The sequence below is a fragment of the Nocardioides jiangxiensis genome (genome assembly GCF_030580915.1).
In the GTDB taxonomy this organism is placed as follows: domain Bacteria; phylum Actinomycetota; class Actinomycetes; order Propionibacteriales; family Nocardioidaceae; genus Nocardioides; species Nocardioides jiangxiensis.
In genome coordinates this window covers 229921-254067 of record NZ_JAUQTA010000002.1, presented here as the reverse complement: position 1 = coordinate 254067, position 24147 = coordinate 229921, and the positions used below count along the sequence as shown (strand labels likewise).

Here is a 24147-nt window from a genome sequence, read left to right as displayed (position 1 = left end):
CTTCGCTGTGTTCACAGCGGTGTGTGGATCACACGCCGTAGTTGTAGGCCTCACCGTGGAGCGCGAGGTCGATACCGGCGATCTCGTCCTCCTCCTTGGCGCGGAAGCCGACCGTCTTCTCGATCGCGAAGCCGATGGCGTACGCGGTGATGAAGGAGTAGGCGAACACGGCCAGGGAGCAGACGACCTGGGTGATGAGCTGGTCAGCGCCGCCACCGAAGAAGATGCCCGTGTCGATCTTGCTGACGCCGTCGGTGCCCGGGGCGTACTCGGCGAAGAAGCCGAGGAACCAGCAACCGATGAAGCCACCGACCATGTGGACGCCGACGACGTCGAGCGTGTCGTCGAAGCCGAGCTTGTACTTCAGGTCGATCGCCAGGGCGCAGATGGCACCGGCGAGCAGGCCGAGGACGATCGCCCAGACCGGGTTGAGGTGCGCACAGGCCGGGGTGATCGCGACGAGACCGGCGACGATACCGCCGGCGGCGCCGACGGCGGTCGGCTTGCCCTCACGGAGCTGCTCGACGAGCAGCCAGCCGATCATGGCGGCGGCCGGGGCGGCCAGCGTGTTCATCGCGATGAGGCCGGCACCAGCGTCCGAGCCACCGTTGTAGCCGGCGTTGAAGCCGAACCAGCCGAACCACAGGATCGCCGTGCCGATGAGGACGAGCGGGACGTTGTGGGCGACGGCCTCCTCCTTGGAGAAGCCGACCTTGCGCTTGCCGAGGACGAGCGCGAGGGCCAGAGCGGCAGCACCGGCGTTGATGTGGACGGCAGTACCACCGGCCCAGTCGAGCGCGCCGACGCCGTTGTCACCCTCGAGGAACTTGCCGAGGTGCGTGGTGCCGAAGTTGTAGATCCAGCCGTCGGTGTCCCAGACCCAGCCCTTGACCACGAAGTAGTCGACCGTGCCCCAGAGCGCGGCGAAGATCATCCACGGCCAGAAGCGCGAGCGGTCGGCGATGGCCCCGGAGACGAGCGCGACCGTGATGATGGCGAAGGAGCCGTCGAACAGCATCGAGATGATGTTGTAGTCACCCTTGCCGTTGGCGTTGTCCAGCAGACCGAAGTCGCTGAACGGGTTGCCGACGAAGTGCTGGATGCCGGAGGGCAGCTGCTGGCCCATGTTGTAGCCGTAGAGCACCCAGAGGACCGTGATCAGGCCCAGGGCGCCGAAGCTCAGCATCATCATCGAGACGACGGACTTGGCCTTGACCAGACCGCCGTAGAAGAACGCGACACCCGGAGTCATGAAGATGACCAGGGCGGTGGCCACGAGCAGCCATACGTTGTCTGCGGACATTCACCAACCTCTTCCTGTATCGGCAGCAGCGCTGCCGAGAGAAACAATGCCGGGTCGGCGACGTTGCTGACCATGGCGTTGGGAGGATCCTGCAGTCACCGGATTTCGCCAGTCGCCATGTTGTGTTTCCGGCTCGTAACAGATCTCACGGCGAAACGACGCGGTCGCGTTGCGCCTCACGCACAACGATTTCGCACGGCCACGCGCTCAGCGGCGTGATCGGCGCACCGGCTTGCCGAGCTCGACGCCCGGGATGCCGTAGCGCTCGTCTGAGCCCACGACGCGGTAGCCGGCGCGCTTGTAGCGGCGCAGGTTGGCCTCGCTCGCGGCTCCGGTGAAGAGCCGGTACGCCGTGGCGTCCGACGGGCGGGCTGCTTCGGCGTGCTCCAGCAGCACACGCCCCAGACCCCTGCCCTGCAGGTCGGGCGCGACCATGAGCCGGCCGATCTCCCACGTCTGGCCATCGGCCACCGCCTGCACGGAGCCGACGAGACGGCCGGCGACGCGCACGACCCAGACGTGCTTCGCGGCGATCGCAGCGGCGACGTCATCGAGGGACTCGTGCAGTGCCGGCAGCCCGAGCGTGTCGTTGGCAACCGCCTCCTGGGCCCAGCAGGCGCGCTGCAGGGTCATCAGCTCGGCGGCATCGGCAGCGCCGGCCTTCTCGATCCGCCACTCCCCCGCGACCGCGGAGCCGTGCAGCAGGTCCGGGCGGCGCTCGGCCGTGCGGCGTACGCGCTGGTCGTGGCGCCACGCGGCGATCCTGCCGTGGTCGCCCGACAGCAGGACCTCGGGGACCTCGTGCCCGCGCCACTGCTTCGGCTTGGTGTAGACGGGGTACTCCAGCAGGCCGTCCTCGTGGGACTCCTCGACGAGGCTGTCCGGGTTGCCCATGAACCCGGGGATCAGCCGTACGACGGCCTCCGTGATCGCCAGTGCGGCGACCTCGCCGCCGTTGAGCACGTAGTCGCCGAGGCTGATCTCGCGCACCTCCGCCCGCTCCCGGGCGTGGTCGATGACCCGCTGGTCGATGCCCTCGTACCGGCCACAGGCGAAGACCAGCCGCTCACGGGTGCTGAGCTCCTGCGCGAGCGCCTGCGTGAAGCGCTCGCCGCTCGGGGTCGTGAAGACGACCGTCGTGCGCTCGTCGACGCCCAGCTCGTCGAAGGCCTCGCCGAACGGCTCGGGCTTCATCACCATGCCGGCACCGCCGCCATAGGGGGTGTCGTCGGTCGTGTTGTGGCGGTCGTGGGTCCACTGCCGCAGGTCGTGGACGTGCAGCTCGAGCAGTCCCTTCGCCCGGGCCTTCCCGGGCAGGCTCAGCTCGAGGGGCGCGAGGTAGTCGGGGAAGATCGAGAGGACGTCGATCCTCATCGCTGCTGCTTCGCCTGACGCTGGGTCTGGCGCTGGGTCTGCTCCGGGTCCGGCTCGTCGGTCTCCTCGAACGGCGTCACCAGGCCGGGGCGGTCGGCGATGACGACCCGGCCCGCGGCGAGGTCCACCTCGGGCACGAGCTGGGTCACGAACGGCACCAGCGCGTCACGGCGGTCGGGCGTGCGGATCTGCAGCAGGTCCTGGGCGCCGTGGAGGAGCTTGGTGACGGTGCCGATCTCGACGCCCTGGAGGTTGACCGCGACCAGACCGATCAGCTGGTGGTCGTAGAACTCGTCGGGATCCTCGGGCGTCTCGTCGGCGTCCACCTGCGCGTGCAGCAGCGCGCCACGCGCCGTCTCGGCGACGTTGCGATCCGGGATCTCGGCGAACTTCGCGAGGAGCACGCCCTGGTGCCAGCGCACCTTCTCGACCGTCAGCCGCTTCGTGGCATAGGCCGAACCCTTCGGAGCCGTCACGTCGAGCGCGGCGCCCGGCTCGAAGCGGCGCTCCGGCTCGTCGGTGCGGACGTCGACCGTCACCTCGCCGCGGATGCCGTGGGGCTTGCCGATGCGACCGACCAGGACCTCGATGCTGCTGCTCACGAGGGGTCAGCCTAGTCGGGGAAATGCGCGACGGGCGCCACCCGTGAGGGGTGACGCCCATCGGCGATGCTGCTGTGTGCTGCTCAGTTGCGGCGGTCGACGTCCACGAAGTCGACCCGCGCGCCACCCCGGCCCGCGAGGGCGGAGATGACGGTGCGGAACGCGGAGGCGGTGCGACCGCTGCGGCCGATCACCTTGCCGAGGTCGTCGGGGTGCACCCGGACCTCGAGCACGGAGCCGCGGCGGAGCTGCTTGTCGCGCACCGTCACGTCGTCCGGGTGGTCGACGATGCCGCGCACGAGGTGCTCGAGCGCGTCGGCGAGCATGCTCACGCCTCGGCGCCCTCGGCCTCAGCGGCCTCCTCGGCGGGGGCCTCGGCCGGAGCCTCAGCCTCGGCAGCCGGCTCCTCGGCCTTGGCCTTCTTCTTCTCGGCCTTCTTGATGGCCTCGGAGACGGGCTCGGCGTGGGCCTCGGCCAGCGCCTTGTTGAAGAGCTCGAGCTTGTCGGCCTTCGGGGCAGCGACCTTCAGCGTGCCCTCGGCGCCCGGGAGGCCCTTGAACTTCTGCCAGTCACCGGTGATCTTGAGGATCGCCTCGACGGCCTCGGTCGGCTGGGCGCCGACGCCGAGCCAGTACTGCGCGCGCTCGGAGGTGACGGCGATGAACGACGGCTCCTCCTTCGGGCGGTACGTGCCGATCTCCTCGATGACGGCGCCGTCACGCTTCTTCTTGGCGTCGACGACGACGATGCGGTACTGCGGCACCCGGATCTTGCCCAGGCGCTTGAGGCGAATCTTGACGGCCACGGTTGTGGTGTCTCCTTCAAAGCTTGTGAGTGGGTGAGCAGCACACCGACAGGTGGGGACCGCAGTGGTCTGCTCGAGTGGGCCTGGTCCGGACCGGGATAGAGGGTCGCGATCCGAGCAGGACTCAGCCGGTCATTCTGCCAGAGACCTCCTGCGTGACAGAAATCAGGCGACGACCCTGCCGCGGAGCACCACAAGGGCCGGTGAGTGGAGCACGCCGAGGTCAGCACGCGGGTCGGCGTCGTACACCACGAAGTCGGCCTCACTCCCCTCCTCCAGCGCACCGAAGCCGAGCCAGGCGCGGCCCTTCCAGGACGCGGACGCCAGGGCGTCCTCCGCAGGGATGCCCATCGCGTGCATCGCGAGCACCTCGTTGGCGAGGTTGCCGTGGCGCTTCTCGCCGCCGCCGTCAGTGCCCGCGAAGAGGGGCACACCGGCCTCGTAGGCACTCATCAGCACCTCGCGGCGGCGGGCGTGGAGGTCGGCCATCCGGTCGCCGTACGCCGGGAACTTCGCGCGGCCCGCGTCGGCGAAGCCGAGCAGCTTGTCGGTCTGCATCACCGTCGGGACCAGTGCCGTCCCGCGGCGGGCCATCTCCTCGACCAGCTCCAGGGAGAGGCCGGTGCCGTGCTCGATGCAGTCGATGCCGGCACGGATCAGGCCCGGCAGCACGTCCTGCCCGAAGCAGTGGGCGGTGACCTTCGCGCCGTGGCGGTGGGCGGTCGCGATCGCCTCGGCCAGGTCGGAGGCGGGGAACGACGGCAGCAGGTCTCCCTCTGCCCGCGAGATCCAGTCACCGACGATCTTCACCCAGCCGTCGCCGCGCTCCGCCTGGCGCGCGATCTCGAGGGCGAGGTCGGTGGGCTCGACCTCGACGCCGTAGCCGGGCAGGTAGCGGCGGGTGCGGGCGACGTGGCGCCCGGCGCGGACCAGCCGCGGGAGGTCGTCGCGCTCCTGCACGAAGCGGGTGTCGATGGGCGAGCCGCAGTCCCGGAGCAGCAGAGCGCCCGCGTCGCGGTCCTCGATCGCGGTCGTGACCGTCTCCTCCTCGGAGATCGCGCCCTCCTCCCCCAGCCCGAGGTGGCAGTGGGCGTCCACGAGGCCGGGCACGATCCAGCCGCGCGCCGCCGTCTCGGCACCCGGCTGCGCGTGATAGGTCACGTGGCCGTCGACGACGTAGAGGTCCTGGACCTCGCCGGAGGGAAGGACCGGACCGTGGAACCGCAGCGTGCTCATGCTCGCCAACCTAGCGGCCCGCGCCCGCTCCGGCCGCGGCACGAGCCCCGTCTCGGCGCGGCACAAGGCCCGTCTCGGCGCGGCACGAGCCCCTTCTCGGCGCGGCACAAGGCCCGTATCGGCGCGGCACAACGCCCGCTCCGGCCGCGGCACGAGCCCCGTCTCGCGCCCGGTCAGAGCTGGTCGAGCAACCAGGCTGCACCGATGGTGCGGGCGCGCAGGGCCTCCGAGCGCAGGGCGAGCTCCCGGTCGGAGGTGGCCACGACCACCTCGTGACCCTTGCCGACGAGCAGCCGGACCTCGTCGAGGATCGCGGCGTCGCCGTCCTTCGACGCGTGCACCACACGCACATCGCGGTCGCGACCCGGCTTCACCCCGCCCTTGGCCTGGCCCTCCAGGACCAGCACCACGGCGTCGTACGTGATGTCGGCGACGAGCAGCTGCTCGTGCAGCCGTCGTGCAGCCGCCGCGCGGTCCTTCCACCAGCCGTCCGGCCGGGCGCCGACGACGTTGGCGCCGTCGACGACGAGAACCCGCATCAGGTCACTTGAAGAGGTTGTCGAAACCGGCCGGCAGGTTGAGGTTGGCCGCGGCCTCCTCGTAGTTGAAGCCGCCCGGGGTGCCGAACGGGTTCGCCGCGGCGGGCGCCTTGGCCGCCTCGGCCGCCTTCTGCTGCGCTGCCTTCGCGGGGTTGCCCGAGACGCGCTTGCCCTTGCCCTTCTGCGGGGCCTTGCGGGCGTTGGCACGCTTGCCCGGGCCCATGCCCGGGACCGGGCCCATGCCGGGGATGCCGCCGCCGTTGGCGAGCTGCAGCATCATCTTCTTCGCCTCGTTGAAGCGGTCGACGAGCTGGTTGACGTCGGAGACCTGGCGGCCGGAGCCCTTCGCGATGCGCAGGCGGCGCGAGCCGTCGAGGATCTTCGGGTTGGCGCGCTCGGCCGGCGTCATCGACTGGATGATCGCCTGGATGCGGTCGATCTCGCGCTCGTCGAAGTTGGCCAGCGCGTCCTTGAACTGGCCCATGCCCGGGAGCATGCCCATGATCTTCGACATCGAGCCCAGCTTGCGGATCTGCTGCATCTGGGTGAGGAAGTCGTCGAGCGTGAAGTCGCCCTTGCCCGACAGCTTCTCGGCCGCCTTGAGCGCCTGCTCCTGGTCGAAGACCTTCTCGGCCTGCTCGATCAGGGTGAGCATGTCGCCCATGTCGAGGATCCGGCCGGCCATGCGGTCGGGGTGGAACAGGTCGAAGTCGGTCATCTTCTCGCCGGCGGAGGCGAACATGACCGGCTTGCCGGTGATCGAGCGGATGGAGAGCGCCGCACCACCGCGGGCGTCACCGTCGAGCTTGGTGAGGACGACGCCGTCGAAGCCGACGCCCTCCTGGAAGGCGAGCGCGGTGTTGACCGCGTCCTGACCGATCATCGCGTCGACGACGAAGAGGACCTCGTCGGGGTTGACCGCGGCCCGGATGTCCTTGGCCTGCTGCATCATCTCCGCGTCGACGCCGAGGCGGCCCGCGGTGTCGACGATGACGACGTCGTACAGCTTGCGGGTGGCCTCCTCGATCGAGGCCTGCGCGACGGCGACGGGGTTGCCCGTGCCGTTGCCCGGCTCCGGCGCGAAGACGGGTACGCCGACCCGCTCGCCGTTGACCTGGAGCTGGTTGACGGCGTTCGGGCGCTGGAGGTCGCACGCGACCAGCAGCGGCGACTTGCCCTGCTCCTTGAGCCACAGCGCGAGCTTGGCCGCGAGCGTCGTCTTGCCCGCACCCTGGAGGCCGGCGAGCATGATGACCGTCGGACCGGTCTTGGCGAACCGCAGGCGACGCGTCTCACCGCCGAGGATCTCGATGAGCTCCTCGTTGACGATCTTGACGATCTGCTGCGCCGGGTTGAGCGCCTGCGAGACCTCCTCGCCACGCGCCCGCTCCTTGATCGCGGCGGTGAACTCCTTGACGACCGGCAGGGCGACGTCGGCCTCGAGCAGCGCGATGCGGATCTCGCGCGCGGTGGCGTCGATGTCGGCCTCGGAGAGCCGACCCTTGCCCCGGAGGTTCTTGAAGGTGTCGGAGAGCCGGTCGGAGAGCGTGGCGAACAAGTGTCAGGTCCCTCGGTGGATCAGCGGGACGTCATGCGTCCGGCACCCCCCGGGGGGGCGCGAGCCGCACGACGCTACGGAAACGTCAGGCCTCAAGGGTAACGGTGCGCACGAGCGCGTCACGAACGGCGTTCGCCGCCGCGTCCGCCCGCTGCTCCGTCGGGAGCGACCCGTCGGGCTCGATCACGTAGAAGACGTCGACCGCCTGCGGGCCCAGTGTCGACACGTGAGCGGAGCGCACGGACAGCCCGAGGTCGGCGAGGGTCGCGCACACCAGGAACACGACACCGGGGCGGTCGTCCATGCGCACCTCGAGCACCGCAGCGGTGTCGGAGGCCTCCGGGCGCGCCCGCACAGTGGGCTCCAGGCGTCCGGGGCGGGGCCGCTCGAGGCGCGAGCGCGCGTCGAGCCTGCCGTCGACGATCGACTCCAGGCGGGTCCGCAGCACCGCGGCGTCCAGGTGCTGCTCGTCGGTGTCCCAGACCGAGATGCCGATCGGGTCCTGGGTCCAGACCTTGGCGGCGTTGACCGAGGTCTTCTGGACGGCGAACATCGCGGCTGCGTCGGCGAGCAGTCCCACGCGGTCCCCGGACATGACGGTGACCCGCGCACCCTCGGCGTGGTGCTCCACCTCGACGTGGACCCGCGAGGGGTCGTCGAGCAGCTCGGCGGGGACGTCGACCGACGGGTCCGCCACCAGCAGGGCCGGCGCGTCGACCGCCCCCGCGAGCATCGCGGCGTACGTCCGCTGGGCGAGGTGGCGGACCAGGCTCGCGCGCCACTTGGTCCAGGCCTGCGGCGACGCCGCGCGGGCGTCCGCCTCGGTCAGGGCGACGAGGAGCGAGAGCGCCTCGGGGTTCGGGATGTGCTCGAGGAGCAGCTGCACCGTCGCCGGGTCGTCGGGGTCACGCGTCGTCGCGGTCTCGCTGAGCAGCAGGTGCCAGCGCACGAGGGTGCCCACCAGGTCGACCTCGTCGGGGGTGAAGCCGACGCGTTCGGCCACCGCCCTGGCGATCGGCTCGCCCTCCACGGAGTGGTCGCCGACCTCGCACTTGCCGATGTCGTGGAGCAGCGCCGACACCATGAGGACGTCGGGGCGCGCGACGCGGCGGATCAGCTCCGAGGCCTCGATGCAGGTCTCGACCACGTGGCGGTCCACGGTGAAGCGATGGATCACCGACGCGTGCGGCAGCGACCGGATCAGGTCCCACTCGGGAAGGATCCGCTGGAGGGCGCGGGTCTCCTCGAGGGTCTCCCACACCGGCAGCATCGGGCGACCAGCGGAGAGCAGGCGGACCAGCAGGTGCCGGGCCTGGGCCGGCCAGGGTGCCGGGAGGTCGGGACAGGCGCGGGCCAGGCGGGCGGCGGTCGCCGGCGAGAGCGGCAGTGCCCGCTCGGCTGCCTCCGCTGCAGCCCGCAGGAGCAGGAAGGGGTCGGCCTCGGGCTTGGCACCCTGCGCGAGCACGACCTCGCCGGAGGACACCGCGAGGCCCGGTGCGATGCCGACGAGGTCGGGCCTGCGCGCACCCCGGAGGGACGCCGGGCGCGCGATCACCTGGTCGACGCGGTGCCAGGTGAGGCGTGAGATGTGCGTCAGCCGTCGGCCGAGGTCGCGCACGTGCACCTGCACGGCGCGGGCGTCCTCGAGCCCGAGCGGCTCCGCCATCTGGCCCCACATCTCGGGCGTGATCCGGTCCGAGGCGCGGCCGGCGATCGCGTGGACGATGTCACGGGTGTCCAGCAGGGCCTGCCGGCAGCGCTCGACGTCGACGTGCGGCACGTCGACGAGCCAGGTGGCGACCAGTGCCTTCAGCGCGGTCGCGTCACGCAGGCCCCCCTCGGCCTCCTTGAGGTCCGGCACCGAGACATGGGCCAGCTCGCCGGTGATCTCGTGCCGGCTGCGCACGAGCTCGTGGAAGCCGGGGAGCTTCTGCCGTGCCTCCCGTCGCCAGGAGCCGAGCATGTGCGTGCGGAGGCGGAGCGTCAGGTTCGGGTCGCCCGCGAGATGACGGGCATCGAGCATGCCCAGGGCGACACGGAGGTCGGCTTCGCCGGCCTCGATGCACTCCGCGAGCGTGCGCACCGAGTGGTCGAGCTTCGCGCCCGAGTCCCACAGGGGGTACCAGAGCTTCTCGGGCAGGTCGCCGACGTCGACGCCCTCGTCGTAGACGAGCACGACGTCGAGGTCGGAGTGGGGCGCCAGCTCCCCGCGGCCGTAGCCGCCGACGGCGACCAGGGCGACGCCCGTGTCCAGGCCGCCCAGGTCGGCGTACGCCGTCGCGCAGAGCTCGTCCGCAGCCGCCGTACGCCGCTGGCGCTCCTCCGCAGTCATGCCGCGAAGGATGTCAGATGGCGGCCTCGTCGCGGTCGCCCGTCCGGACCCGGACCACGCTCTCGATCGGGCTGACCCACACCTTGCCGTCACCGATCTTGCCCGTCTGGGCCGCCTTGACGACCGTGTCGATGACCGGCTCGACGTCGTCCTCGTCGACCAGGATCTCGATGCGGATCTTGGGCACCAGAGTGATGTCGTACTCCGCGCCGCGGTAGACCTCGGTGTGGCCCTTCTGGCGGCCGTAGCCACTGACCTCGGACACGGTCATGCCCGTGATGCCGATGGTCTCCAGAGCCGCGCGGACGTCCTCCCACTTGTGGGGCTTGATGACGGCGGTGACCAGCTTCATGGATGTCCTTCTCTCGCGTGCGGGATGAGTCGTCAGGGCTCAGAGGTGAAGCGTGCCACTACCAGGCCCCAGATGGGGACGGGCCCCGCCGGTCGGGTGCAGGTCGTAGGCCGCCTCCGCGTGGATCACGAGGTCGACACCGAGCGACTCGTCGTCCGCGTGCACCCGGAAGCCCATCGTCGTGTCGAGCACCCGCACCAGGACGGCGGTCACCAGGCCGGAGAAGGCGAACGTGACCAGCGCCGCGACGACCTGGCGCCAGAGCTGGTCGACCCCGCCGCCGTAGAAGAGGCCGTCGACACCGACGACGTCGGCGTTCGCGAGCAGGCCGATGAGGGTCATGCCGACGAGGCCACCGACGAGGTGGACGCCGACGACGTCGAGCGAGTCGTCGTAGCCGAAGTGGTGCTTCCAGCCGACCGCGACGGCGCAGACCGCACCGGCCACGATGCCTACCAGGGTCGCCCCGACCGGCGAGACCGCACCGCAGGACGGTGTGATCGCGACCAGGCCGGCGACCACACCGGAGGCAGCGCCGAACGAGGTGGCGTGGCCGTCGCGGAAGCGCTCGACGAGCGACCAGGCCAGCAGGCCCGAGCAACCGGCCATCAGCGTGTTGACGAAGACGATCGCCGCGGTGTGGTTGGCCGCGAGCGCCGAGCCGGCGTTGAAGCCGAACCAGCCGAACCAGAGCAGGCCGGCACCGATCATCGTGAGGGTCAGGTTGTGCGGCTTCATCGGGTCCTTGCCGAAGCCGATGCGCTTGCCGAGCACGATGGCGGCGGCGAAGCCCGCCGCGCCCGAGTTGATCTCCACCGCGGTACCACCGGCGAAGTCGAGCGCCCCGACCTTGCCGACCAGCCATCCGGCCGAGTGGCCGTCGCCGCCGAGGTAGAAGATCCAGTGCGCCACCGGTGCGTAGACCAGCAGGGTCCACAGCGCGGAGAAGAGCAGCCAGGTGCCGAAACGGGCCCGGTCGGCGATGGCGCCGGCGATCAGGCCGACGGTGATCGCCGCGAAGAGGCCCTGGAAGGCGGCGAAGACCATCTCGTCGTACGCCGCGCCGTCCCGGGCCTCGATGAGGGAGCTGAACCCGGCGTACTGCGTCGGGTCGCCGATCAGGCCGTGGCCGAGGTCGTGACCGAAGGCGAGCGAGTAGCCGAGCATCAGCCAGACGACCATGACGACGGCGAGCGCGCCGAAGACCATCATCATCATGTTGAGGACGGACTTCACGCGGACCATGCCGCCGTAGAAGAGGGCCAGGCCGGGGACCATGAGCAGCACCAGGGCCGCTGAGGTGAGCAGCCAGGCGGTGTCGCCGGTGTCCGGGGTCGCGACAGTCGAGGCGTGGATCATGCCCGAACGATCACAAGGACTCGTTACGCGCAGGTCACACACCTCACGGCGCACGTTACGCCCGTGTTACATCCTCACGGGGTTTCTCACGGATGGGGCGGGCTCACCGGGCCCGCACGCAACGGCTGGTCAGCGAAGGCGGGTCAGAGCGCCGCCTCGTCCCGGTCGCCGGTGCGCACGCGCACCACCGTGCCGATGGGGCTGACCCAGACCTTGCCGTCACCGATCCGGCCCGTCTGCGCGGTCTTCACGACCAGACCGACGATGTCGTCGGCGTCGTCGTCGTCCACCACGATCTCGATGCGGATCTTGGGAACGAGCGCGATGTCGTACTCCGCGCCGCGGTAGACCTCGGTGTGGCCCTTCTGGCGGCCGTAGCCACTGACCTCGCTGACCGTCATGCCGGTCACGCCGAAGGTCTCCAGCGCCTCACGGACGTCTTCCCACTTGTGGGGCTTGATGACTGCGGTCACGAGCTTCATGACAGACATGCTGCGGGCCGGTCGTTTCGCGGCACTGCCTCTGCGGTTACGCGGCTGTTACACCTCGAGCAGCGCCCAACCGGCGGCGCACCCCGCGGCGGACCCTGCCGAGCGCGCGACGCACGCGCCCGGACCCGAGGACGATGACGGCCGCGTCGATCCCGGACCCGGGGCGGACGTACTCGGCACGACGCCCGAGGACGACGCTCTCCCCCGGGCTGAGCGGCGAGAGCGCGACCGGGGCCGTGAACCGGACGCCGTCGACGGTCGCCTCCACGACGAGGTCCCAGCGACCTGCCGTCAGGCGCCGGAGCGGTACGCCGACCTCGAGCGGCTCCTCCCCCCGCTCGACGACCTGGCCGAGGCCGCGGCGCGTCACTCCGCGACGGACGTGGAACGCGAGCTGCTGCACGGCCGGACCGCGGTGCACGACGCGGGCGACGACGCCGTCGCCCTTCTCCACGAGCCGGCGGAGCACGAAGCGGAGGGGGTCCTCGCTGAGCACGCGCACCAGGCGGTCGGCGTCGTCCTCGAGGGTGAACCGGAGCAGCTGCTGGAGGGCGAGCGGCAGGTGCGTGAGGTCGCGACCGCCGTAGAGTGACGCGACGAGCGGCCGGTGGGCGCGCAGTGCCCCGGCCACCTCGGGCGCCGGTGCGGTGCGTCGTGTGAGGGGGATCAGCACGACCGACTGGAAGTAGTGGCGGGCCTCGTCATCGTCGAGCACGCCCTCGGCACGGGCAGCGGCCAGCGCTTCGACGGCGGTGGGCACGTCGACGGCGTCGTCCGCGGCGAGGGCGAGCTGGCGGGCGAGCGGCCAGCGCCCCGCGGCGGCGTACGCCATCGCACGGGAGGTGACCCAGGAGAGCTCCTCGGCCGTGTCGAGGCCGGCGACGTCGCTGAGCGACGCGATCGCCTGCTGGATCTGGCCGAGCTCGTCGGCGGTGCAGGTGTCGGGACCGGGACCGACCAGGAACTGGCGCAGGTGCACCCAGCCGTCGTTGGCCAGGAAGAGGGAGCCGTGCAGCTCCGAGAGCCCGGCGTCGCCGACGGCCCTGGTCAGGCGGAGGGACTCGGCCTCCTGCGTGAGGTAGCTGATGAAGCTGGCGGCGCCGCCGGCCCGGGCACTCATCGACGACGCCCCGGGACGGAACCGGTAGAGGTAGACGGTGTCGCGGACGACGTTGATGCTGCGGGCCTCGACCAGTGCGCGGGTCATCGGGACGACGTCGTTGGACCGCGGCACGGTCGGGAACTCGATGCCCGTCGAGACCCACCAGGCGCGGTTGAAGAGGCGGTTCCAGCAGGCGCGGTTGCGGATCAGGGAGGGCTGCTCGGCGAGGGTGACACCCACGCGCTCCTGCTCCCACGCCGGCCACGTGCGGGTCGGCCGCCACGTGCGGGTCGGGAAGAACTTGAGGAACGAGCCGATCACGTGGTCGGCACCGTTGGCGCGCGCGGAGTCGAGCATCGCCCGGTAGGCGCCCCGCGGCACGATGTCGTCGGCGTCGACGAACGCGAGGTACTCCCCCGTCGCCAGCGTGACGCCGTGGTTGCGCGCCTGGGCGCCGCCCTTGCCCTGGTTCCGGACCACGCGCAGGCGCGGATCGGTGGCTGCGCGCTCGGTGAGGATCTCCCAGCCGCCGTCGGTCGACCCGTCGTCGACCGCGATCAGCTCGAGGTCGACGTCCTGGTCGTCGAGGATCGAGGAGAGGCACTCGTGCAGCCACGGGGCCACGTTGTAGACCGGCATCACGATCGACACGGCGGGGCTCATCGCTCATCCTCCAGCTGGTCGAGGAGGCGCAGGAACTCCCGCGACATGTCGTACGGCGTGTAGTCCCACGCGAAGTCGCGCGCGGCCTTCTCCCGGGCGGCGTCACCCGGCGCGAGGCGGACCAGCTGCTCGGCCAGTGCCTCGGCCGCCCCCTCGCCCGCCGGGTACGACGCGACCCAGGGCTGCCCGGCGTACACGTCGACGAGCGGGGTGTCGTCGGGCAGGATCACCGGTCGCGCGAGCGTGGCCGCGAGCAGGGCACTGCCGGAGTTGAGGATCCGGCGGTACGGCAGCGCGAGGACGTTGGACGCCTGGATCCAGGCGCCGATCTCCTCGTCGGGCAGGAAGTCGTGGTGCCGGACGACCCACACGTTGGCGGGGACGAGCGCATCGATGACGGCGACCTGGTCCGGGTCGGTGCGGCCCGCGAGCAGCACGGTCAGCTCCGGCAGCGTCTTCGCGGCGATGCCCGCGGCCTCGAGCAGCAGGTCGACGCCCTTGTACGGACGCAGCTGGCCGACGAGGCCGACCGTCGGCACCCCGGCAGGTACGCCGAGCAGCTCGCGCGCCTCCTCACGCGACGGAAGCTCGGGGTAGACCCCGGCGTAGCTCGCGTGGCGGATCGTGACGAGCTTCTCGCGCGGCAGCCGGGTGCCCGGCGCGACGAAGTCGGCGGTGCGGTCGTGGAGCTGGATGACGCGGCTCGCGCGGCGGCCGAGCACCTCGTTGAGGGCCAGCTCCGCCTCGACGAACGGCGTGTCGTGCGCGAGCTCGTTGTGGACGGTCCAGAGCACGTGCACGCCGGCGGCCCGTGCCCGGCCGAGCAGGTCGTCGAAGGCCTGCACCCGCTCCATCGCGTCCTCGAGCGTCGCGGCGTCGCGCGTGATCGGAGCGGTCCAGTGGACGTGGACGACGTCGCCGGACTGCAACCGCTCCGCGACGGCGTTCGTGAGGCCGGGCACACCGACCGAACCGAGGATCTCCCAGCCGGCCGCCTCGGCAGCCAGGTAGAGCAGGGTCAGATAGGGGTTCTGCTCCCACCGCGGGAAGACGAAGATCCGGCGGACCCGGTCGGCATCGCGCTGTGTCACTCCCGTACCCACGGCGGTCACCCTACGGGAACGCGAAGTATCTTCGGGGACCATGACCTCCCCGAGTCGCGGCCAGGGCGCCTTCCGCACGGACATCCAGGCCCTCCGCGCAGCCGCCGTCGGCGCCGTCGTCCTCTTCCACCTCTGGCCGCACGTGTGGCGCGGCGGCTACGTGGGCGTCGACGTCTTCTTCGTGATCAGTGGCTACCTGATCACCTCGCACCTCGTCGGCGAGATCGACCGGCACTCCACGGTGCGGCTGCTGGCCTTCTGGGGTCGTCGGCTGCGCCGTCTGATGCCCGCCGCGCTCACCGTGCTCGCCGCGAGCACGCTGGCCGTCTTCGCCTTCATCCCCCGCGGCCAGTGGGAGATCCACCTGCGGGAGATCATCGCCAGCGCGCTCTACTCCGAGAACTGGCTGCTGGCCCACGACTCGGTCGACTACCTCGCGGCGGAGAACGTCCCGTCCGTGGTCCAGCACTACTGGTCGCTGGCCGTCGAGGAGCAGTTCTACCTCGTGTGGCCGCTGCTCCTGCTCGGCGCGCTCGCGGTCCTGCCGAGGCGCACGACCCGCAGGACGGTCGGCTGGGCGCTGGCGGCGGTGTTCGTGGCCAGCCTCGCGGCGTCGGTGGTCGTGACCCGGCTCGACCCGGGCCCGGCGTACTTCGTGACCTACGCCCGCGCGTGGGAGTTCGCCGCGGGCGGCCTGCTCGCGGTCGGCATGGCGACCGCGCCCGCGCAGCGCTCGGCGCAGGCCAGCTTCCTGCGCTGGGCCGGCTGGGCCGCCATCGGCGCCACCGTCGCGCTCTACACGCAGCAGACGCCGTTCCCCGGCTGGACGGCCCTCCTCCCGGTCCTCGGCACCGTCCTGGTGATCGCCGGTGGCGAGGGCGCCACCGGCACGCCGTACCGCGCCATCACGGGCTTCCGGCCGATCCAGGAGGTCGGCACCCTCTCCTACGGCATCTACCTGTGGCACTGGCCGCTGATCATCGTCGGCGCCGCGATCTCGCCTCACTTCGCGGGCTTCGTGGTCCTCGCCGCGACCTGCCTCCTCGCGTGGGCGACGTACCGGTGGATCGAGAACCCGATCCGCTTCCACCGCCGCCTGACCTCCAGCATCCCCCTCACCTACCTGTCGGCGGCCACCGCGTGCGCGCTGGTCGTCGTGCTCGGCATCAGCGGCCTGCACTCGGTCGACCAGGCCGTCGCCGCGAGCGCGCACCACACCAAGCAGGTGCTCAAGCACCACCCGCGCTGCCTCGGAGCCCAGGCGACGCTGGGGGCCCAGCAGCCCTGCACGAACCCGCGACTCGACGGGATCCTGGTCCCCAACCCGGCGGCACGCCTGACCGACACCGGCGGCGCCTACTCGTGCTACACCGACGCGACGACGATCGAGACCCCGGTGACCTCGTGCCACTTCGGCCCGACCCGCCGCAGCGCACTCCGCGTCGCGCTGGTGGGCAACTCGCACGCCGCGACCCTCCTCCCCGGGCTCAAGCCCGAGCTGGACCGTCTCGACTGGTCACTCGACACCTATGTCGCCCGCAACTGTCGCTGGATGACCGGGACGTCCGACGGCGAACGGTGCCGTGACGACCAGCCCTCGATGAAGAAGCTCGAGGACGGCACCTACGACCTGATCCTGGTCACGCAGAAGCGCGACGACACCGGCCCGTCGTCGGCGAGCGAGGCCGAGTCGGCCGCGATGGCCTCCGCGTTCAGGAAGGCGATCGCGAAGGGGTCGACCGTCGTGGCGATCGCCGACAACCCCGAGCTCCCCGACTCGGTCGCGACATGCGTGGACAACTCCTCCACCCTGCAGGACCTCGACTCCTGCACGATGACCCGCACCCAGGCGTGGGCCCACTACGACCCGCTCCCCCGGGCGGTCGAGCTGGCCGGTCAGGGCGCGGGACTGGTGGACCTGAGCCGGGCGTTCTGCATCGGCGACACCTGCCCGGTCGTGATCGGACACGTGCTCGCGTACCGCGACCACCACCACATGACCGCGACGTTCGTGCGCACGCTCGCGCCCTTCCTGATCACCGAGATCAGGAAGGTGGCGGCTGCCGCCAGGTCGTAGCGGCAGCGAGCTGGGTCAGCCGAGCAGGGCGTCGACGAAGGCCTCGGGCTCGAACGGGGCCAGGTCGTCCGGGCCCTCGCCCAGGCCGACGAGCTTGACCGGCACGCCCAGCTCCTTCTGCACAGCGACCACGATGCCGCCCTTGGCCGAGCCGTCGAGCTTGGTGAGCACGATGCCGGTGACGTCGACGACCTCGGAGAAGACCCGCGCCTGGATCATGCCGTTCTGGCCCGTGGTGGCGTCGAGGACGAGCAGCACCTCGGTGACTGGGGCCTGCTTCTCGATGACCCGCTTGACCTTGCCGAGCTCGTCCATCAGGCCTGCCTTGTTCTGCAGGCGACCGGCGGTGTCGACCAGGACGACGTCGTAGCCGCCGTCGACGGCCGCCTTCGCCGCCTCGAAGGCGACCGACGCCGGGTCGCCGTTCTCCGCACCGCGGATGACCGGGACGCCGACCCGCTCGCCCCAGGTCGCCAGCTGGTCGACCGCCGCAGCGCGGAAGGTGTCGGCCGCACCGAGGACGACCGACTTCTCCTGCGCCACGAGGATCCGCGAGATCTTGCCGACCGTGGTGGTCTTGCCGGCACCGTTGACACCCACGACCAGGACGACACCGGGCTTGCCGTCGGCACCGGTGATGCCCAGACGGCGGTCCATCGAGGGGTCGACCAGGTTCACCAGCTCCTCACGGAGGACGTCGCGGACCGGGGCAGCGTCCCCGCCCTCGACGCGCAGGCGGGTGCGCAGGCGCTCGACCAGCTGCTGCGTCGGAGCCACGCCGAGGTCGGCGGTGAGCAGCGTGTCCTCGAGGTCCTCCCACGTGTCCTCGTCGAGCCGGTCGCGCGAGAGCAGCGCGAGCAGGCCGCGGCCGAGGCCCGACTGCGAGCCGGCCAGGCGCTGGCGGAGGCGGACCAGGCGGCTCGCGGTGCCCTCGGGCCGGTCGAGCTGCGGAGCGGCGGGCGCCTCGGGCGCGCTCGGTGCAGACGGCGCTTCCGCTGAGGGACCCGACGGGGCGATGACGTCCGTGCCGCCGCGTGCCTTGCGGCGTCCGATCGTCGTGCCGACGAAGCCGACGACGAGCAGCAGTCCGAGGACCGCGATGCCGATGATGAGGGCAAGCAGGGCAGTGACGTCCATGGCGGACATCCAACCAGACGGTCGGAGGACCGCCGGCAGCGTGTCAGGGCCTCAGCGACGCGAGGCCGCCACGCGGTCGCCGTCCTCCTCGGTCAGGACGGGAAGGCGCTCGCGCCCCTGCACGAGGACGTTGCCGACGCGCTGCAGCGGCTGGGGGAACGTGTGCCCGTGCTGCTGGTGAGCGACGTAGAGCAGGACGGCGGCTGCAGGTACGGCACAGACCAGCAGGGCGGCGACGATGAGCAGGACAGCCATGTGAGTCTCCCGAGTTCTCCGTTGTCCGGTGGGCCGCCATGGTGCCACGGGGACGCGTCGCCGCGACGTCCCGCGCGAGGCCGCCGATGGCCGGGGGCATGGCGTCCACGCTCAGGAGGAGGGCAGCGGGAGGTCAGCCGTGGCGCGAATCACGCTGCAGGCGGGCGTACGCCGCGTCGATCCGCCGGCCCAGGACACCCGCGAGCGTGCGGGCGAACGTCGCGGTCACGTGCTGCTGGTCGTGGTACACGACGACGTTGCCGAGCACCGGCGTGCAGCCGCTCGCGGTGCAGAGCAGGTCACGCAGGTCGACCAGCGCACTACCCGGCGTCGCTGCCACGGCCGGTGTGAGCGCGTCGTACCCGGAGAACGCGAGCGAGGGCGCGGCCCGGCAGTCGGTCGCGGCGCGGACGCCCGCACGTTCGACACAGGCCACGACGTCCTCCCGCGCGAGCGGCAGGTCGCGCAGGGCGATGACCACGCTCCCCCGCGCGATCTCGCGCGCCCAGACGTCGTGGAGCGCGGCGACCGTCGCCTCCTGCTTCGTCTCGCCGTGGGTGGGACGGATCAGGCGCCCCGACTGCCGGCTCGTCGTCAGGATCAGGTCGTACGCCGGGTGGCTGGCCAGGTGGGCGGCGATCGCCTGCTTCCAGGCTGCGCACGCCGTGCGGAACGCCTTCGCCGGGTGGTCCTGCACCCCCGAGGTCCACGAACACCCGGCGCGGCCGGTGATGTCGAGGTTCCACCCCCGCGTGCGCGCGATCTCGCGCCAGGCCGGGATCAGGGCGTTGCTGTGGGAGTCGCCCACCACCAGGACGTTCGCCCTCGGGGTGAGCGGCGCCGCCTGGTGGCAGATCCGCGGCACCGACTCGTCGGTCCCGGCCCAGCACGACGCGGAGTTGCCGTCGTCCTCGGCAGCGGCAGCCGGCGCCGGCACCAGGAGGTCGCCGCGGTCGGGGCAGTCGGAGCGGCCCACCGCCTCGGCGCCGAGGCACGTGTAGTCGCCGGCCGCGACGATCTGCTCCGCGCTCGCCTGCAGCTGGTCGATGCGGTGGCGCGACTGGGCCGCGCCCGCCGCCGCGAGCGAGCCGACCAGGCCGGTCGCCAGCACGGTCGCGCCGACCACCGCCAGCACCGGTCGGCGTCCGTCGAGAGTGCGCGGCAGGCGACGCAGCGGCTCCTCGACGAAGCGCGTGGACAGCCACGCGAGCCCGAGGGTGGCCACGAGGACGCCACACCGGTCGAGGGGACCGAGGGCCTCCCCCGTCGCGGCGGGCACCAGCACCACCAGCGGCCAGTGCCAGAGGTACACCGCGTAGGAGACGTCGCCGACCCAGGTCACCGGTCGCAGCCGTGCGACCAGGGCCACGGGGCCGGCGTCTGCGGCGGCGAGGACCGCCACGGCACCGAGCACGGGCAGCAGCGCGGCGATGCCCGGGAAGACGGTGCTCCCGGAGTAGCTCACCACCGCGACCAGGATGGCGGCGAGGCCGGCCCAGCCGAGACCGTGGCGGACGGGTCGGGGAGCCGCCGCTGCCGCCGCCGCGAGCAGGCCGCCGGCGAGGAGCTCCCAGGCACGCGTGAGCGTGGAGAAGTAGGCGACTCCGGGCAGCTCCCCGGTCTGGCGCACGCACCAGACCAGGCTGACCACGGCGAGGAGACCCAGCGCGGACAGCACGACCGGGCGGCGCGCCCGCCAGAACCGCGCGAGCACCAGCACCAGCAGCGGTACGACGAGGTAGAACTGCTCCTCCACGCCGAGGCTCCAGTAGTGCTGCACCGGGGTCGCGACGTCGTCGGCTGCGAGGTAGTCCACGGAGGCGGCTGCGAGCGACCAGTTCTCGACGTAGAACGTGGAGGCGAGCACCTCGTGCAGGAACGCCGCGCGCTGCGAGAGCGGCACGACCAGGAGCGTGGCGACTGCGACGACCGCGAGCACGAGAAGCGACGCGGGCAGCAGCCGCCGGGCGCGGCGTACCCAGAAGTGACTGAGCCGCACGGTGCCGCTCACCGCGGCGTCGCGCAGCAGATGGCCGGTGATCAGGTAGCCGGAGATGACGAAGAAGACGTCGACACCGACGAAGCCTCCCCGCACCGTGCCCGGCCAGAGGTGGTAGAGCAGGACCGACCCGACCGCCAGCGCACGCAGCGCCTGGATCTCGGGCCGGAACCCGCGAGTGGTGCCGCCAACGTCGGCGCGCAGTGACCCGCCCCCGGTGGGGTGCCCCGCGGTCGCTCGCGCTCCGTCGAGCAAGCTCGCCGGTCGCTCGCTCAATCGTCGCCCCGGAGCCGCTGGCTGATCACCGCGGAGACGCCGTCGCCGCGCATCGTCACGCCGTAGAGGGCGTCGCCGACCTCCATCGTGCGCTTCTGGTGCGTGATGACGAGCAGCTGGGAGTTCTCACGCAGCTCCTCGTAGATCTCCAGGAGCCGACCCAGGTTGGTGTCGTCGAGCGCCGCCTCGACCTCGTCGAGGATGTAGAACGGCGACGGGCGGGCCTTGAACAGCGCGACCAGGAACGCGACCGCGACCAGCGAGCGCTCACCACCCGAGAGCAACGAGAGGCGCTTGACCTTCTTGCCGGGCGGACGCGCCTCGACCTCGATGCCGGTGGTGAGCATGTTGTCGGGGTCGGTCAGGATCAGGCGGCCCTCGCCTCCGGGGAAGAGCCGGGCGAAGACGTGGTCGAAGGCGACACGGACGTCCTCCCAGGCCTCGGCGAAGACCTGCTCGACGCGGGCGTCGACCTCCTTCACGATGTCGAGGAGGTCCTTGCGGGTCTTCTTGAGGTCCTCGAGCTGCTCGGTGAGGAACTTGTGGCGCTCCTCCATCGCGGTGAACTCCTCGAGCGCGAGCGGGTTCACGCGGCCGAGCAGGGCAAGCGCGCGCTCGGCGGCCTTGAGCCGCTTCTGCTGCTCCTCGCGGACGAACGGCACCGGCTCGGGCGGCTCCTGCCCGTCCTCGACCTCGCCGGTGAACGGGACCAGCGTGTGCGGACCGTACTCGTCGATGAGCGCCTCGACGGCCACGCCGAGCTCGTCGATCGCGCGCTCCTCGAGCTGCTCGATCCGCATGCGCTGCTGGGCTCGTGCCATCTCGTCGCGGTGCACCGAGTTGACCAGCTCGTCGTGCTCACGCCCGAGGTCGCGCAGGCGCCCCCGCACCGCGAGCAGCTCGTGCTCGCGCGTGGTGCGGGACTGCTCCACCTCCGTGCGTACGACGGAGGCCCGCTCGATCGACTGCTCAAGGCTGTCGAGCACGGCACGCACCCCGACCTGGACCGCCTCGGCCGCCCGCCCCTCCCGGAGCAGCCGCTCGCGGCGCTCGGCGGCGCGGGCCCGCTGCTCGCGCTCCTGACGGGCCTGGCGCATCAGGGCGTCGGGGCGACCGTGGATGGCGCGCGAGCGCTCCTCCGCGGTGCGCAGCGCCAGGCGGGCGTCGGTCTCGGACTGGCGCGCGGCCCGGGCGGCCTCGATCAGCCGCTCGCGCTCGGCGGTGTCAGGCTCCTCGTCGGGCGCCTCCTCGGCACCCGCGAGACGAGCCTCGAGGTCGGCGAGCCCGGCGACGTCGCGGTCGCGGGCCTCCTCCGCCTTGGCGATGGCCTCGGCGACACGCTCGGCCTCACCGCGCGCGGCCCGCACCTGCGAGCCGTACTGGCCGAGCTCCTCGGCCACGGCGGCGAGCGTCGCGTCGGACTCGTGGAGCTGCGCCAGCGCCACGTCGACGCGCTTCTGGGCGTCGAGGCGCAGGGCCTCGAGCTTCGAGGTCTCGAAGACCAGGCGCTCGGAGCGGGCGGTCGCCTCGGCGAGCTGCGTGGTGGCCTCGTCGACGGCCGCCTGGATCTCGATCAGGCTCTGGCCGGCGCTGGAGCCACCAGCAGCGAAGTGCGCACCGAGCACGTCGCCGTCGCGGGTCACCGCGGTGACGGAGGCATCGGCCTTGACGACCTGCTTCGCCGACTCGAGGTCGGCGACGATCGCGACACCCGCGAGCAGACGGGCCAGCGACGGCTTGAGCTCCGTCGGGCAGTCGACCACGTCGTACGCCCAGGCCTCGGCGCTGCCGGGGAGCGTGCCCGGCGCGGGTGCGGACGGGGCCCCGCCGACCAGGAAGCCGGCCCGGCCGAGGTCCTCGTCGCGGAGGTGCCCGAGCGCCCGCGCCGCGGCGTCGGGGTCGGTGACGGCGAGCGCGTCGGCAGCCGAGCCGAGCGCAGCGGCGACCGCCGCCTCGAAGCCGTTCCTGACGGTCAGCAGGGCGGCGACCGAGCCGAGCAGGCCGGAGACCTGGTCGGTGGCGGCCAGCAGCGCACCGGCGCCGTCCTTGCGGTTGAGGCCGAGCTCGAGCGCCTCGCGACGCGCCGTCAGCGCTCCGCGGTCGCGGTCGGCCGCCGCGGCCTGCTCGCGCAGGTCGAGGAGCTGCTGCTCGAGGGCGTCGAGCGCCTCGACCGCCTCCTCGTGCTCGGCGTCGAGTCCCTCCTCGCCTGCGTCCAGGCCGGCGACCTTGGTCTCGAGGGCGGTGAAGTCGCGCTGGGCGCGCTCGGCACGCGCGAGCGCGTCCTCACGGGCGAGGGTCAGGCGGCCCACCTCGTCGGCGGCGGCAGCCGCGCGGGACCTGAGCGCATTGACCTGGCCGACGAGGCGCGCCAGGCCCTCGCGGCGATCGGCGGCGGCCCGCTGGAGCGCGGCGATCCGGCGCTCCTCCTCGGAGGCGGCGTCCTCGGCCTTCTTCCGGGCCGCGATCGCGTCGTCGAGGCCGACCCGGAGGGTGTCGACCTCGGCGGCGATCGCCTGCTCCTGCTGCTTCGCGCGCTCGGCATCGGCCTCGAGCTGCTCGGGGTCGCGGCCACCGCTGGTCACGACGTCGGCCTGGCCGGCGGCGTTGCGGACCCGCTCGGCGGCGAGCGAGGCCGTGCCACGGATCCGCTCGCGCAGCCCGGAGAGGGCGAACAGCGTCTCCTGGGCGCGACTGAGCGCGGGAAGGTCGTCGCGAAGCGCCGCTTCCAGCGCCGCCTCGGCCTCGCGCGCCTCCGCGATCGCGGCCTCGATCTCGGCGCGCCGCTGCACCAGCAGGGACTCGTCGGCCATCTCCTGCTCCAGCGCGGTGCGGGCCGTCACGAGGTCGTCGGCGAGCAGGCGCGCGCGGGCGTCGCGGACGTCGGCCTGGACGGTCGCGGCCTTGCGGGCCACCTCGGCCTGGCGGCCGAGCGGCTTGAGCTGACGGCGGATCTCGACGAGCAGGTCGTTGAGGCGGGTCAGGTTGCCCTCGGTCGCGTCGAGCTTGCGGAGTGCCTTCTCCTTGCGCTTGCGGTGCTTGAGGACGCCCGCGGCCTCCTCGATGAAGCCGCGGCGGTCCTCCGGCGTCGCGTGCAGGATCTGGTCCAGCTGGCCCTGGCCGACGATGACGTGCATCTCCCGGCCGATGCCGGAGTCGCTCAGCAGCTCCTGCACGTCGAGCAGGCGGCAGGTCTGGCCGTTGATCGCGTACTCCGAACCGCCGTTGCGGAACATCGTGCGGGTGATCGTCACCTCGGCGTACTCGATCGGCAGCGCGCCGTCGGAGTTGTCGATGGTGAGGGCGACCTCGGCCCGGCCCAGGGGCGGGCGCCCGGACGTGCCGGCGAAGATGACGTCGTCCATCTTGCCGCCACGCAGGCTCTTCGCGGATGCCTCACCCATGACCCAGGCGAGCGCGTCGACGACGTTGGACTTGCCCGAGCCGTTGGGTCCGACGATGCAGGTGATGCCCGGCTCGAGCTGCAGGGTCGTCGATGACGCGAAGGACTTGAAGCCCTTCAGGGTCAGACTCTTGAGGTACACGGACTCTCCGCTTACTCGGGGGCAGCCGGGGTGGCAGGTCGG

At 71.9% G+C, this 24147-nt stretch carries 19 protein-coding genes and 1 pseudogene; 1 reads left to right on the top strand and 19 read right to left on the bottom strand.

Annotation, left to right across the window (positions count from 1 at the left end):
• Positions 1 to 28: 28 nt before the first annotated feature.
• From Q5722_RS12550 to Q5722_RS12480, 15 genes and pseudogenes are all read right to left on the bottom strand, one after another.
• Complete coding sequence (locus Q5722_RS12550) at positions 29 to 1303, bottom strand: ammonium transporter (protein WP_305028599.1); 1275 nt, start codon at positions 1301 to 1303, stop codon at positions 29 to 31.
• A 207-nt stretch (positions 1304 to 1510) separates the two neighbouring features.
• Complete coding sequence (locus Q5722_RS12545; RefSeq protein ID WP_305029070.1) at positions 1511 to 2005, bottom strand: GNAT family N-acetyltransferase; 495 nt, start codon at positions 2003 to 2005, stop codon at positions 1511 to 1513.
• Positions 2006 to 2677: pseudogene (gene trmD / locus Q5722_RS12540) on the bottom strand (tRNA (guanosine(37)-N1)-methyltransferase TrmD); the annotation flags it as partial.
• Positions 2674 to 3279 carry a ribosome maturation factor RimM gene (gene rimM, locus Q5722_RS12535; protein ID WP_305028598.1) on the bottom strand — a complete coding sequence of 202 codons (606 nt, stop codon included), beginning with the start codon at positions 3277 to 3279 and terminating at the stop codon, positions 2674 to 2676. The pseudogene trmD and the gene rimM, both read right to left, overlap by 4 nt.
• Positions 3280 to 3362: 83 nt before the next feature.
• Positions 3363 to 3605: an RNA-binding protein gene (locus Q5722_RS12530; RefSeq protein ID WP_131584722.1), complete on the bottom strand. Its 243-nt coding sequence runs from the start codon at positions 3603 to 3605 to the stop codon at positions 3363 to 3365.
• Between the two features lie 2 nt (positions 3606 to 3607).
• Complete coding sequence (gene rpsP, locus Q5722_RS12525; protein WP_305028597.1) at positions 3608 to 4084, bottom strand: 30S ribosomal protein S16; 477 nt, start codon at positions 4082 to 4084, stop codon at positions 3608 to 3610.
• A gap of 165 nt (positions 4085 to 4249) precedes the next feature.
• Positions 4250 to 5320, bottom strand: coding sequence for an amidohydrolase family protein (locus Q5722_RS12520; protein WP_305028596.1), 1071 nt, complete (start codon positions 5318 to 5320; stop codon positions 4250 to 4252).
• Between the two features lie 173 nt (positions 5321 to 5493).
• On the bottom strand, positions 5494 to 5859 hold the full coding sequence (locus tag Q5722_RS12515) for an NYN domain-containing protein (protein WP_305028595.1): 366 nt from the start codon (positions 5857 to 5859) through the stop codon (positions 5494 to 5496).
• A 4-nt stretch (positions 5860 to 5863) separates the two neighbouring features.
• Complete coding sequence (ffh, locus tag Q5722_RS12510) at positions 5864 to 7417, bottom strand: signal recognition particle protein (protein ID WP_305028594.1); 1554 nt, start codon at positions 7415 to 7417, stop codon at positions 5864 to 5866.
• A gap of 85 nt (positions 7418 to 7502) precedes the next feature.
• On the bottom strand, positions 7503 to 9749 hold the full coding sequence (locus Q5722_RS12505; protein WP_305028593.1) for a [protein-PII] uridylyltransferase: 2247 nt from the start codon (positions 9747 to 9749) through the stop codon (positions 7503 to 7505).
• 13 nt (positions 9750 to 9762) lie between these two features.
• Entirely contained in the window at positions 9763 to 10101 is a 339-nt protein-coding gene (locus Q5722_RS12500; RefSeq protein ID WP_107700168.1) for a P-II family nitrogen regulator, read from the bottom strand.
• Between the two features lie 39 nt (positions 10102 to 10140).
• On the bottom strand, positions 10141 to 11460 hold the full coding sequence (locus Q5722_RS12495; protein WP_305028592.1) for an ammonium transporter: 1320 nt from the start codon (positions 11458 to 11460) through the stop codon (positions 10141 to 10143).
• A 143-nt stretch (positions 11461 to 11603) separates the two neighbouring features.
• Entirely contained in the window at positions 11604 to 11942 is a 339-nt protein-coding gene (locus Q5722_RS12490) for a P-II family nitrogen regulator (RefSeq protein ID WP_107700170.1), read from the bottom strand.
• A gap of 46 nt (positions 11943 to 11988) precedes the next feature.
• Positions 11989 to 13716, bottom strand: coding sequence for a glycosyltransferase family 2 protein (locus Q5722_RS12485; RefSeq protein ID WP_305028591.1), 1728 nt, complete (start codon positions 13714 to 13716; stop codon positions 11989 to 11991).
• On the bottom strand, positions 13713 to 14819 hold the full coding sequence (locus Q5722_RS12480) for a glycosyltransferase (protein ID WP_305028590.1): 1107 nt from the start codon (positions 14817 to 14819) through the stop codon (positions 13713 to 13715). Before Q5722_RS12480 ends, Q5722_RS12485 begins: the two co-directional genes overlap by 4 nt.
• Positions 14820 to 14859: 40 nt before the next feature.
• On the opposite strand from Q5722_RS12480, the gene Q5722_RS12475 reads away from it, so the two are divergent.
• Entirely contained in the window at positions 14860 to 16896 is a 2037-nt protein-coding gene (locus Q5722_RS12475) for an acyltransferase family protein (RefSeq protein ID WP_305028589.1), read from the top strand.
• Positions 16897 to 16911: 15 nt separating this feature from the next.
• On the opposite strand, the gene ftsY is transcribed toward Q5722_RS12475, so the two are convergent.
• From ftsY to smc, 4 genes are all read right to left on the bottom strand, one after another.
• A complete protein-coding gene (gene ftsY, locus Q5722_RS12470; RefSeq protein ID WP_305028588.1) occupies positions 16912 to 18033 on the bottom strand; it encodes a signal recognition particle-docking protein FtsY in 1122 nt (373 codons plus the stop codon).
• A 51-nt stretch (positions 18034 to 18084) separates the two neighbouring features.
• Positions 18085 to 18288 carry a hypothetical protein gene (locus Q5722_RS12465; RefSeq protein ID WP_305028587.1) on the bottom strand — a complete coding sequence of 68 codons (204 nt, stop codon included), beginning with the start codon at positions 18286 to 18288 and terminating at the stop codon, positions 18085 to 18087.
• Between the two features lie 133 nt (positions 18289 to 18421).
• On the bottom strand, positions 18422 to 20563 hold the full coding sequence (locus Q5722_RS12460) for an acyltransferase family protein (protein WP_305028586.1): 2142 nt from the start codon (positions 20561 to 20563) through the stop codon (positions 18422 to 18424).
• Positions 20560 to 24105 (bottom strand): chromosome segregation protein SMC, encoded by a 3546-nt coding sequence (smc, locus tag Q5722_RS12455; protein ID WP_305028585.1) that lies wholly within the window; start codon positions 24103 to 24105, stop codon positions 20560 to 20562. The genes Q5722_RS12460 and smc overlap by 4 nt, the downstream gene beginning before the upstream one ends.
• Between the last annotated feature and the right edge of the window lie 42 nt (positions 24106 to 24147).

Bases quoted from the DNA above. Each gene is read 5' to 3' on its own strand.
- Q5722_RS12550 (WP_305028599.1), bottom strand. From the start codon at position 1,303: ATGTCCGCAGACAACGTATGGCTGCTCGTGGCCACCGCCCTGGTCATC.
- Q5722_RS12530 (WP_131584722.1), bottom strand. From the start codon at position 3,605: ATGCTCGCCGACGCGCTCGAGCACCTCGTGCGCGGCATCGTCGACCAC.
- Q5722_RS12520 (WP_305028596.1), bottom strand. From the start codon at position 5,320: ATGAGCACGCTGCGGTTCCACGGTCCGGTCCTTCCCTCCGGCGAGGTC.
- Q5722_RS12515 (WP_305028595.1), bottom strand. From the start codon at position 5,859: ATGCGGGTTCTCGTCGTCGACGGCGCCAACGTCGTCGGCGCCCGGCCG.
- Q5722_RS12505 (WP_305028593.1), bottom strand. From the start codon at position 9,749: ATGACTGCGGAGGAGCGCCAGCGGCGTACGGCGGCTGCGGACGAGCTC.
- Q5722_RS12500 (WP_107700168.1), bottom strand. From the start codon at position 10,101: ATGAAGCTGGTCACCGCCGTCATCAAGCCCCACAAGTGGGAGGACGTC.
- Q5722_RS12495 (WP_305028592.1), bottom strand. From the start codon at position 11,460: ATGATCCACGCCTCGACTGTCGCGACCCCGGACACCGGCGACACCGCC.
- Q5722_RS12490 (WP_107700170.1), bottom strand. From the start codon at position 11,942: ATGAAGCTCGTGACCGCAGTCATCAAGCCCCACAAGTGGGAAGACGTC.
- Q5722_RS12485 (WP_305028591.1), bottom strand. From the start codon at position 13,716: ATGAGCCCCGCCGTGTCGATCGTGATGCCGGTCTACAACGTGGCCCCG.
- Q5722_RS12475 (WP_305028589.1), top strand. From the start codon at position 14,860: ATGACCTCCCCGAGTCGCGGCCAGGGCGCCTTCCGCACGGACATCCAG.
- ftsY (WP_305028588.1), bottom strand. From the start codon at position 18,033: ATGGACGTCACTGCCCTGCTTGCCCTCATCATCGGCATCGCGGTCCTC.
- Q5722_RS12465 (WP_305028587.1), bottom strand. From the start codon at position 18,288: ATGGCTGTCCTGCTCATCGTCGCCGCCCTGCTGGTCTGTGCCGTACCT.